At 72.2% G+C, this 9,752-nt stretch carries 8 protein-coding genes; 2 read left to right on the top strand and 6 right to left on the bottom strand.

The window, feature by feature from the left end; genetic code table 11:
• Positions 1-216 precede the first annotated feature (216 nt).
• On the top strand, positions 217-1,254 hold the full coding sequence (locus AB0K02_RS33660) for a DMT family transporter (RefSeq protein ID WP_365996414.1): 1,038 nt from the start codon (positions 217-219) through the stop codon (positions 1,252-1,254).
• Here the strand turns inward: AB0K02_RS33660 and AB0K02_RS33655 are convergent.
• The 6 genes from AB0K02_RS33655 to AB0K02_RS33630 form a co-directional block, all read right to left on the bottom strand.
• A complete protein-coding gene (locus AB0K02_RS33655) occupies positions 1,135-2,445 on the bottom strand; it encodes a peptidoglycan DD-metalloendopeptidase family protein (RefSeq protein ID WP_365996413.1) in 1,311 nt (436 codons plus the stop codon). The two genes, AB0K02_RS33660 and AB0K02_RS33655, sit on opposite strands and share 120 nt — an antisense overlap.
• Positions 2,446-2,618: 173 nt before the next feature.
• Entirely contained in the window at positions 2,619-3,608 is a 990-nt protein-coding gene (locus AB0K02_RS33650) for a zinc-dependent alcohol dehydrogenase family protein (RefSeq protein WP_365996412.1), read from the bottom strand.
• Positions 3,605-4,477 carry a carbohydrate ABC transporter permease gene (locus AB0K02_RS33645; RefSeq protein WP_365996411.1) on the bottom strand — a complete coding sequence of 291 codons (873 nt, stop codon included), beginning with the start codon at positions 4,475-4,477 and terminating at the stop codon, positions 3,605-3,607. The genes AB0K02_RS33650 and AB0K02_RS33645 overlap by 4 nt, the downstream gene beginning before the upstream one ends.
• Entirely contained in the window at positions 4,474-5,403 is a 930-nt protein-coding gene (locus AB0K02_RS33640) for a sugar ABC transporter permease (protein ID WP_365996415.1), read from the bottom strand. Before AB0K02_RS33640 ends, AB0K02_RS33645 begins: the two co-directional genes overlap by 4 nt.
• 56 nt (positions 5,404-5,459) lie before the next feature.
• The gene (locus AB0K02_RS33635; RefSeq protein WP_365996410.1) at positions 5,460-6,815 is read right to left on the bottom strand and encodes a sugar ABC transporter substrate-binding protein; all 1,356 of its coding nucleotides are present in this window, start codon (positions 6,813-6,815) and stop codon (positions 5,460-5,462) included.
• Between the two features lie 133 nt (positions 6,816-6,948).
• Positions 6,949-7,710: a DeoR/GlpR family DNA-binding transcription regulator gene (locus tag AB0K02_RS33630; protein WP_365996409.1), complete on the bottom strand. Its 762-nt coding sequence runs from the start codon at positions 7,708-7,710 to the stop codon at positions 6,949-6,951.
• 384 nt (positions 7,711-8,094) lie between these two features.
• On the opposite strand from AB0K02_RS33630, the gene gndA reads away from it, so the two are divergent.
• The gene (gene gndA, locus AB0K02_RS33625) at positions 8,095-9,537 is read left to right on the top strand and encodes an NADP-dependent phosphogluconate dehydrogenase (protein WP_365996408.1); all 1,443 of its coding nucleotides are present in this window, start codon (positions 8,095-8,097) and stop codon (positions 9,535-9,537) included.
• Positions 9,538-9,752: the final 215 nt, after the last annotated feature.

Raw genomic sequence — 9,752 nt, 5'->3', positions numbered from 1 at the left:
GACCCCGACACGGCCAAGCACCTCGAGGAGCGGGTTCCCCTCGTGGTCGTGGACGTCGGGAACGGGCGCCCGCTCGACGGGACGCGGGACCCCGGCCCGCCCGCGCCCCCGCCGGAAGGGGGATCCGGGACGTCCTCCCGTACTACCCCGGCAGTACGGACAAGTGCCTGCTCAAGAACGACGACGTGGCGGCGGAAGGGGGACAGGGTGGTCACCATGAGCTCCCTCGCGCTGTCCGTGCTCCTGTCCCTGGTCTCCGCGGTCGCCTACGCGGCCGGGGCGATCCTCCAGGAGCACGTGGCGACCACCACCCCGTCCCGGCCCTACGCGCCGCTGAACCACGCCGGCTGGTGGGTGGCCGTCGTGCTCAACAGCGTGGGCGCGGTGCTCCACGTCGTGGCGCTGGCGTACGGGCCGCTCAGTGTCGTGCAGCCGCTCGGCGCGCTCACGATCGTGTTCGCGCTGCCGATGGCCGCGGTGTTCGTACGGCGCGGGGCCGGCCCGACCGCCTGGCGCGGCGCGATCATGGCGACCGTCGGGCTCGCGGGGCTCCTCGCGCTGACCGGTGGCTCCGCCTCCCAGTCCCTGGGCGGTGCGGAACGCGCGGTGCTCGCGGCGGTGACGCTCGGCGCCGTGGCCCTGCTCTTCCTGGGCGCCCAGGGGGTGCACCGGCCGATCGTGCGCAGTGTGCTGCTGGCCGGTGCGGCGGGCGTCGCCTTCGGCATCGCCTCCGTGTTCACCAAGACGGTCGCCGTCGACTGGGACTGGGGCGCGCCGCTGACCCAGTGGCCGAGCCTGCTCGTCGTGGCCGTGTTCGCGGTCGGCGGGCTCCTGCTGTCCCAGGCGTCGTACCGCGGAGCCGGGCTCGCGGCGCCGCTCGCCACGGTCACGGTGGTCAACCCCGTGGTCGCCGCGGCGGTCGGGATCACGCTCTTCGGTGAGGACTTCCGCTCCGGCGTGGCGGGCACGGTGCTGGCGCTCGGCTGCGGTGTCGTGGCCGCGGGCGGCCTGATCCTGTTGACGATCGAGCGGCTGGGCAACGGCGCGCACACCCGGCACCGGCACGTCTCCCGTGGACGACCGGACAGGCACGTACCGCTGCGGGGCGATCGCATCGCCGCCCAGCGCGCCGGCTCAGATCGACACGCCGCCGGCCCTGAGGTAGGCGAGGGGATCGATGTCGGAGCCGTATCCGGGTCCGGTGCGGATCTCGAAGTGCAGATGCGGTCCCGTGCTGTTGCCGGTGGATCCTGAGCGGGCGATCCGCTGGCCGGACGTCACCTTCTGGCCGGTGCGCACGGTGAGCGCCGACAGATGCGCGTACTGGCTGTACCTGCCGTCACGATGGCGTATGACGATCTCGTAGCCGTACGCGCCGGCCCAGCCGGCCGACACCACGGTTCCCGGCGCGACGGCCTTCACGGACGTCCCGGTGGGCACGGGGAAGTCCACGCCCGTGTGGTACCCGCTCGACCACGAGGAGCCCGCCTTGCGGTACGCGGTCGACGGGCCGGCGGCCACGGGGGCGCTGAAGCCGACGTGCCGGTCGGGCCGGGCCTCGGCCGGGGTGCGCGGCTTGGGCTGGGTCCGTGGCTTCGGCGCCTGCCGCTGGGGCCTCTGCGGTTCGGCGGACCGCTTGCCGGACCGCTCCTCGGGCTTCGCGGACCGCTCCACGGGCTTCGCGGCGGGCCGGCCGGGCTGCTTCGTGGCGGCGCGTTCCCGGCTGCCGGAGCCCGGGGCTTCGGTGCGCTGTCCACCGGCGGTGCGTTCCTTTCCGGCAGGGCGTTCCGTGCCGGCGGGGCGCTTCTCGGCAGGGGCGGCCGGGGCCCGCAGGACGAGCCGCTGGCCGGGGAAGATCAGATCGGGGTCGTCACCGACCACGGCGCGGTTCTGCGCGTACAGCCGCTGCCAGCCCCCTCTGACCCCCTCCTGCCGGGCGATGCGCGACAGCGAGTCCCCGCGGGCGACCGTGTAGCCCTCGCGCTGAGTCGGGACGGTCGTGGGCGACGCGGCGCGTTCGGATCCGCGCAGCCGCTGCGGCTCGGCGAATCCCGCCGGCGCGTCCCCGCCCCGGGCGAGCCCGGCACGCTCCGCACAGGCGGCCCCCGCGCGCGGGCCCTGCCCTTCGAGGACCTTCTCGGCGACGGCGATCTGCTCGTCCCTGGTGGCGAGGTCGGCACGCGCGGCGTATCGCGTGCCGCCGTACGCCTCCCATGTGGCCTGGCTGAACTGGAGCCCGCCGTAGTGGCCGTTGCCGGTGTTGACCTTGCCGTTGTTCGTGGACTGGCAGGCCGCGACCTTCTCCCAGACGTCGGCGGACGCCGCGTGGGCCGATCCCGCGCCGATGAGCGGCAGCGCCATGCCGGCGCCGCCGGCGGTGACGGTGAGCGAAGCGCGGTTGATGCGACTCGGCTGATATCGACGGTGCCGACCGGTTCCGGCCATGGTGTGCTCCCCCACTACCCGTAGGTCACGCGTGCTGGTCCTACCGCAGGCGGCCAACGTAGGGGCGGAATACGGAGGGTGACAAGGTTTCAGCCCGAGAGTGTCCGGAAAGCTGCCCCGGCCCGGCGGACGTCGCACCGCCGGGGGCCGGGACACGCCTCACGGCCCACGGCTCACGGCTCCACCACGATCTTGCGGCCGCGGCCCGCCCGGAACTGCTCCATGGCCTGCGGGTACCGCTCCAGCGGCAGCCGGTCGCTGATGAACACCGACGCGTCGAGCACGCCGGTCGCGAAGAGCGCGGCGGCCCGCTCGTAGCTGTGCAGGACGGCCATCGAGCCGGTGATGGTGATCTCCTGGTTGTAGATGCGGTACGGCTCGATCACCGCCGTCGTCGCGTAGTCGGCGACGCCGAACTGGAGGAAGGTACCGCCCTTGGCGACGCGGCCGAGGCCGTCCTGGATGGCCTTGGCGTTGCCGGTGGCGTCGATGACGACGTCCCAGCCGCCGGGGCGCTCGAGCTCGTCGGCCGAGGCCGCCGTGCGCGAGCAGCCGAGGAGGCCGGCGGTGGCGAGCCGCTCGGGGTTGACGTCGACGACGTCGACGCCGGCCGCGCCGGTGCGCTTGGCGAGTTCCAGCATCATCAGGCCCATCGTTCCCGAGCCGTAGACGAGGACCTCGGCGCCGAGCGTGTTGCTGAGCACGTCGTAGCCGCGCACGGCACAGGACAGGGGCTCGATGAGCGCCGCGTCCCTGACGTCGACGTGGCCGGGCAGTTTCACGCAGTTGGCGACGGGCGCCACCGCGTACTCGGCGGCGCCGCCGGGGACGGTGACACCGATGGCCGCCCAGCGCTCGCAGAGGTTGCCGCGTCCGCTGCGGCAGTAGCGGCACTCGTGGCAGTGCAGCGACGGGTCGACCGCGACCAGGTCCCCGACGGCCAGTTCGGTGACGTCCTTGCCGATGCCGACGACCTCCCCGGCGAATTCGTGCCCGGGCACGATCGGCAGCGTGGGCGCGAACTCGCCCTGGAGGATGTGCAGATCGGTGCCGCACAGCCCGCACGACGCCACGGAGACCACGACGTCGCGCGGGCCCGGAGCCGGGTCGGGCACGGTCGTGACGGTGACCTTGCCGGGTGCTTCGACGATCGCTGCCCTCATTTGACGGCTCCAAGAGACAGGCCCTGGACCAGCTTGTCCTGGGCGGCGTAGCCGGCGGTGAGCACCGGCAGGGACACGACGACGGACGCGGCGCACAGCTGGGCGAGGAAGAGGCCCTGACTGGTGACGAATCCGGTCAGGTACACGGGTGCGGTCTGGGCGACGACGCCGGTGAGCACCCGGGCGAACAGCAGCTCGTTCCAGCTGAAGATGAAGCAGATGAGAGCGGTCGCGGCGATGCCGGGTCCCGCCACGGGCGCGACGACCCGGGCGAGCACGGTGGGCAGCCGGGCGCCGTCGACCTGGGCGGCCTCGATGACCGAGACCGGTACGTCGGCGAGGAACGACTGCATCATCCAGACCGCGATCGGCAGGTTCATCGAGGTGTAGAGGAGGACCAGCAGCCAGATGTTGTCGAGCATCCCGGCGTTCTTCGCGAACAGGTAGACCGGGAGCAGTCCGGCGACCACCGGCAGCATCTTGGTGGACAGGAAGAAGAACATGACGTCCGTCCACTTGCGTACCGGCCGGATGGAGAGCGCGTACGCGGCCGGAAGGGCGAGCACCAGCACGAGGACGGTCGAGAAGAGGGACGCCGAGAGGGAGTTGATCAGCGGGGGCCAGGGCGTGGGGCCGCCCGCGCCGCCGAAGAACGACCGGTAGCCGTCGAGGGTGAGCGAGGCGGCGAGGGAGGGCGGGTTGGTGGCGGCTTCGGCCTCCGAGTGGAAGGAGGTGAGCAGCATCCACAGGGCGGGCAGGCAGAACCCGATGCCGGCGGCCCAGGCCAGCAGGCCGAGGGCGGCGGAGCGGCGCCGGGCCCTGCGGGCGGCGGGCGGCAGGGGGTGCGGTGGGAGTGCGGCAGTGGTCATGCGCGGGTCGCCTCCTCACGGAAGAGTGACGAGACCGCCCGGAGCGCGAAGGTCGCGATGACGATGGTGCCGATCACGACGACGACTCCCGCGGCGGACGCCAGTCCGTACTCGTGGGCCTGGTAGAAGGTCTGGTAGATCGTGTACGGCAGGTTGGCGGTGCCGAGGCCGCCCGAGGTGAGGGTGAACACGGCGTCGAAGTTCTGCACGATGTACACCGAGCCCAGCAGGATGCCGAGTTCGAGATAGCGGCGCAGGTGCGGCAGTGTCAGGTACAGGAAGATCTGCCAGGCGCCGGCGCCGTCGAGCCGTGCGGCCTCGGTCGCCTCGGCGGGTCTGCTCTGCAGCCCGGCGAGCAGGATCAGCATCATGAACGGCGTCCACTGCCACACGAGCGACGCCGCGACGGCGAGCAGCGGCATCTCGGAGATCCAGTCGGGCTGCACCGGGCTGTCGTCGCCGAACAGTCCGGCGACCCAGGTGAGTGCTCCGTTGAGCAGTCCGTACTCGGGGTTGTAGAGGGCGTGCTTCCACAGCAGGGCCGCGGAGACCGGCACCAGCAGGAAGGGTGTGATGAGCAGGGTGCGCACCAGCCCACGACCGGGGAAGGCGCGGTCCAGCAGCAGGGCCAGCAGGAGTCCGAGGACCACGGCGGTGACGACGACGCCCGCGGTCAGGAGCACCGTGGTGATCACCGACTCGCGCAGGGCGGGATCGGTGAACACCAGGGCGTAGTTGGACAGGCCGGTGAAGGCGCGTTCGTCGGGGTCGAGCGAGTTCCAGTCGAACAGCGAGATCACGAGTGTGGCCACGAAGGGCAGTTGGGTCACCGCTATGAGGAAGACGAGCGCGGGCAGGAGCGGTGCCCGGGTGACCCAGGCGCGCGTCCTTCCGGTGGTGCGCGCGGTGCGCGGCGCGGACTTCACGGGCTCCGGGGACGCGGTGCGCGCCTGTGGACCCGACGGTGTGCTGAGGGATGTGCTCACCGGTACTCCTTGGCGACCTGCTCGGCCAGCGACTGTGAGGTCTTCAGGGCCTGGGTTACGGACTGGCGGCCGGCGATGGCCGCGCTGATCTCCTGGGAGACCTTGGTCCCGAGATCGGTGAACTCGGGGATGCCGACGAACTGGATGCCCGCCGTGGGGCGCGGCTGGGTGCCGGGGGCCAGCGGATCGGCCCCGGCGATGGCCTTCTCGGTGACCTCGGCGAAGGCTCCCGCGGCCTTGAGGTAGGCGGGGTGGTCGTAGGTGGAGACCCGTTTCCCGGCGGGGACGTCCGCCCAGCCGCTCGTGGCGCCGACCAGCGCCTCGTACTCCTTGCCGGAGGCCCAGGAGATGAACTTCCACGCCTTGTCCGGCTTCTTGGACGCCTTCTGCATGCCCCAGGCCCAGGTGTAGAGCCAGCCGGAACTGTCGGTCCGCTCGACGGGCGCGGGGACGTAGCCGATCTTGCCCTTCACCGGGGAGCCCGCCGCTTCGAGCGATCCGGCTCCGGCGGTGGCGTCGTACCACATGGCGGTCTTGCCCTGCGTCATGTTGTTGAGGCACTCGGCGTAGCCGGACTGGGCGGCGCCGGCCTGGCCGTGCTCGCGCACCAGGTCCACGTAGAACTCGGTCGCCCTGGTGAACTCGGGCGAGTCGAGCCTCGCCTGCCAGTCCTTCGTGAACCAGGTGCCGCCCATGGTGTTGACGACGGTGGTGAGCGGGGCGACGACCTCGCCCCAGCCGGGCAGCCCGCGCAGGCAGATGCCCTTCATCCCCTTCTCGGCGCCGTCCGCCTCGGCGGCGAGGGCGGCGACCTGGCGCCAGGTGGGCCGGGCGGGCATCGTCAGGCCTTTGGCGGCGAAGACGTCCTTGCGGTACATGAGGAAGGAGGACTCGCCGTAGAACGGCTCGGCGTACACCGTGCCGTCGTGGGTCAGCGACTGGGCCACCGGGTCCAGGATGTCGTCCTGGTCGAAGGCCGTGTCCTTGTCCGCGTACGCGTCCAGCGGGCGGAGCCAGCCGTTCTCGGCGAAGAACGGAACCTCGAAGTTGCTGATGGTGGCGATGTCGTACTGGCCCGCCTGGTGGGAGAAGTCCTGACTGATCTTGTCGCGGACGTCGTTCTCCGGCAGCACGGTGAAGTTGACCTCGATACCGGTCTCCTTCGTGAAGTGCCGCGCGGTCAGCTTCTGCAGCTGGACCATCTGCGGGTTGTTGACCATGAGCACGTTGAGCGCGTCGCCACCGCCGAAGGAGGTGCCGCCGGCTCCGGCGCATCCGGTGGCGACGAGGGCGACGGCTGCCGTGCCCGCGGCCACCCGCACGCGGATGCCACGTCGTCGTTGGTGGGGCATGTGTTCTCCTGATCGTTCGTCGCGGCTCGGTGCCCGGAGTCCACGGGGTGTTTTCGGGTACGCCGGACCGCCCGGCGGCCCGGGTGTGCGGCTGATGCGGTTCTTTTGTTGCGGGGCCGCCCGGCCGCGCGGGTCAGACGCGGACGACCTGCGGCCCCATGAGGGAGTAGCGCTGTGCCTCCGCCGAGGACAGGCCCGTGTCGGTGACGACGGCCTCGAAGTCGCCGACGTCGGCGAAGCGGCAGAAGCTGACCGCTCCGAATTTGCTGTGCACACCGGCGAAGACGTGCCGTCGCGCGCTGCGCATGACCTGCGCCTTGACCTCGGCGACGGCCGGGTCGGGCGTGGTCAGGCCGTACTCGCGGGAGATGCCGTTGGCCCCGACGTACGCCAGATCGATGACGAAGCCGTCGAGCATCCGGGTGGCCCAGTGGTCGACCGTGGCCATGGTCTGGCCGCGCAGCCGCCCGCCGAGCAGCAGGACGGCGGTCTTCTCCGCGTCCGCGAGGACGGACGCCACGGCCAGCGAGGCGGTGACCACGGTCAGCGGCCGGTCCCGCGGCAGGTGTTCGGCAACGAGCTGCGGGGTGAAGCCCTCGTCGACGAAGACGGTCTCCGCGTCACCGAGGAGGTCGGCGGCGGCCGCCGCGATCCTCGACTTCTCCGGTACGTGGCGCATGGTGCGCATCGCGAGCGTCGTCTCGAAGCCGGCGCTCTCGACCGGGTACGCGCCGCCGTGCGTGCGGCGGACGAGTCCGTGCTCCTCCAGGGTGTGGAGGTCGCGGCGGATGGTCTCCTTGGCGACCTCCAGCCGGGCGGCCAGAGCGTTGACCTCGACCGACCCGTCCCGTCGGGCGGTGTCGAGAATGGCCCGCCGGCGTTCCTCGGTGTCCACGGCCCACATCCCTGCCTGTGCTGGTGCTGCATGGCGGGCCCGTCGTCCGTTCGGGCCCATGCGTCGTTTGTACAAGCAACCGAGGCCGCTGGACCAGCGTCTTCGCCCGGCGGGGTGTGCCCGTTCCTGCCCGTTTCGCCGAACGCGTCGTCGCTGGTCGGCAGCCTGCGCGCGGGTGCGACGGGTCCTGCCGGTGCCCGCTTCGCACGTGACGGAGTCCGAACGGTGCCCGAGTGCGGCACGAGGAGGGCCGGGCCGAGTGCGGAGCGCGGTCCGTGCGCCGAGGATCGGTGAATGGCCGGGGCCGCCCGCACGTATGCGTATCCGGTACAGCGGGCAGTGACGGCACGGACGGATCTTCCGACGGACTCCAGGAGCACACGCATGAGTGGTACAGCCCAGATCGGTGTCACGGGACTCGCGGTGATGGGCCGCAACCTCGCCCGCAATTTCGCGCGCAACGGGCTCACCGTGGCCGTGCACAACCGCACCGCGGCACGGACGCGCGCGCTGGTCGAGGAGTTCGGTGACGAGGGCACGTTCGTCGCGGCCGAGTCCGCCGAGGAGTTCGTCGCGGCGCTGGAGCGGCCCCGCCGGCTGGTCGTGATGGTGAAGGCGGGCGAGGCCACGGACGCGGTGATCGAGGAGTTCGCGCCGCTGCTGGAGGAGGGCGACGTCATCATCGACGGCGGCAACGCCCACTTCGCCGACACCCGCCGACGCGAGAGGGAACTGCGGGAGCGCGGTATCCACTTCGTGGGCACCGGCATCTCCGGCGGCGAGGAGGGCGCGCTGCACGGGCCCAGCATCATGCCGGGCGGTTCGGCCGAGTCGTACGCCTCTCTGGGCCCGCTCCTGGAGAGGATCGCCGCGAAGGCCCCGGACGGGTCGCCGTGCGTCACGCACGTCGGTCCCGACGGCGCGGGCCACTTCGTCAAGATGGTCCACAACGGCATCGAGTACGCCGACATGCAGCTGATCGCCGAGGCGTACCACCTGCTGCGCGCGGTCGCCGGCTACTCACCGGAGCAGATCGCCCGGACGTTCCGCGACTGGAACGAGGGGCGGCTGGACTCGTACCTGATCGAGATCACCGCCGAGGTGCTGGCGCACACGGACGCGGCGACGGGCCGGCCGTTCGTGGACGTGGTCACCGATCAGGCCGAGCAGAAGGGCACGGGCCGCTGGACCGTGCAGATCGCGCTCGACCTGGGCGTGCCGGTGTCGGGGATCGCGGAGGCGGTGTTCGCCCGTTCGCTGTCGGGCCACGCCGGGCTGCGCGAGGCGTCCCGGGCGCTGCCCGGCCCCGCGCCGCAGCCGCTGGGCGCGGACGAGGCGGCCCGCTTCGCCGACCGGGTCGAGCAGGCGCTGTACGCGTCCAAGCTCGTGTCGTACACGCAGGGCTTCCACCAGGTGCGGGCCGGCAGCGAGGCGTACGGCTGGGACGTCGACGCGGGGGCTGTCGCGGCGATCTGGCGGGCCGGGTGCATCATCCGCGCAGCGTTCCTGGACCGTATCCGCGCGGCGTACGACGCCCAGCCGGAGCTGCCGAGTCTGCTGTCGGACAAGCAGTTCGCGGAGGAGATCGGGGCGGCGCAGGACGACTGGCGCGAGGTGGTGGCGACGGCGGCGCGTCAGGGCGTGCCGACGCCGGGGTTCTCGGCGGCGCTGGCCTACTACGACGCGCTGCGCGCGGAGCGGCTGCCCGCGGCGCTGACGCAGGGCCAGCGCGACTTCTTCGGTGCGCACACCTACCGGCGGACCGACCGGGAGGGCTCGTTCCACACGTTGTGGGGCGGTGACCGCTCCGAGGTGCGGTCGGACTGAGGCCGCCACCCGCGCCGGGCGGCGGCTTTCCGTGCGCTGGACCGGCGCCGGGCGGCCTTCCGTACCCCGAACCGCCGCCGAAGGGGTTCCGTACCCCAGACCGGCGCCGGGCGGCCTTCCGTACCCCGAACCGCCGCCGAAGGGGTTCCGTACCCCAGACCGGCGCCGGGCGGCCTTCCGTGCCCCGAACCGCCGCCGAAGGGACCTTCCGTGCC

The organism is Streptomyces sp. NPDC049597, from assembly GCF_040675505.1.
Lineage (GTDB): Bacteria > Actinomycetota > Actinomycetes > Streptomycetales > Streptomycetaceae > Streptomyces.
Note: the sequence above shows the minus strand (reverse complement) of the source record. Positions and strands in the feature narration are given on the sequence as shown.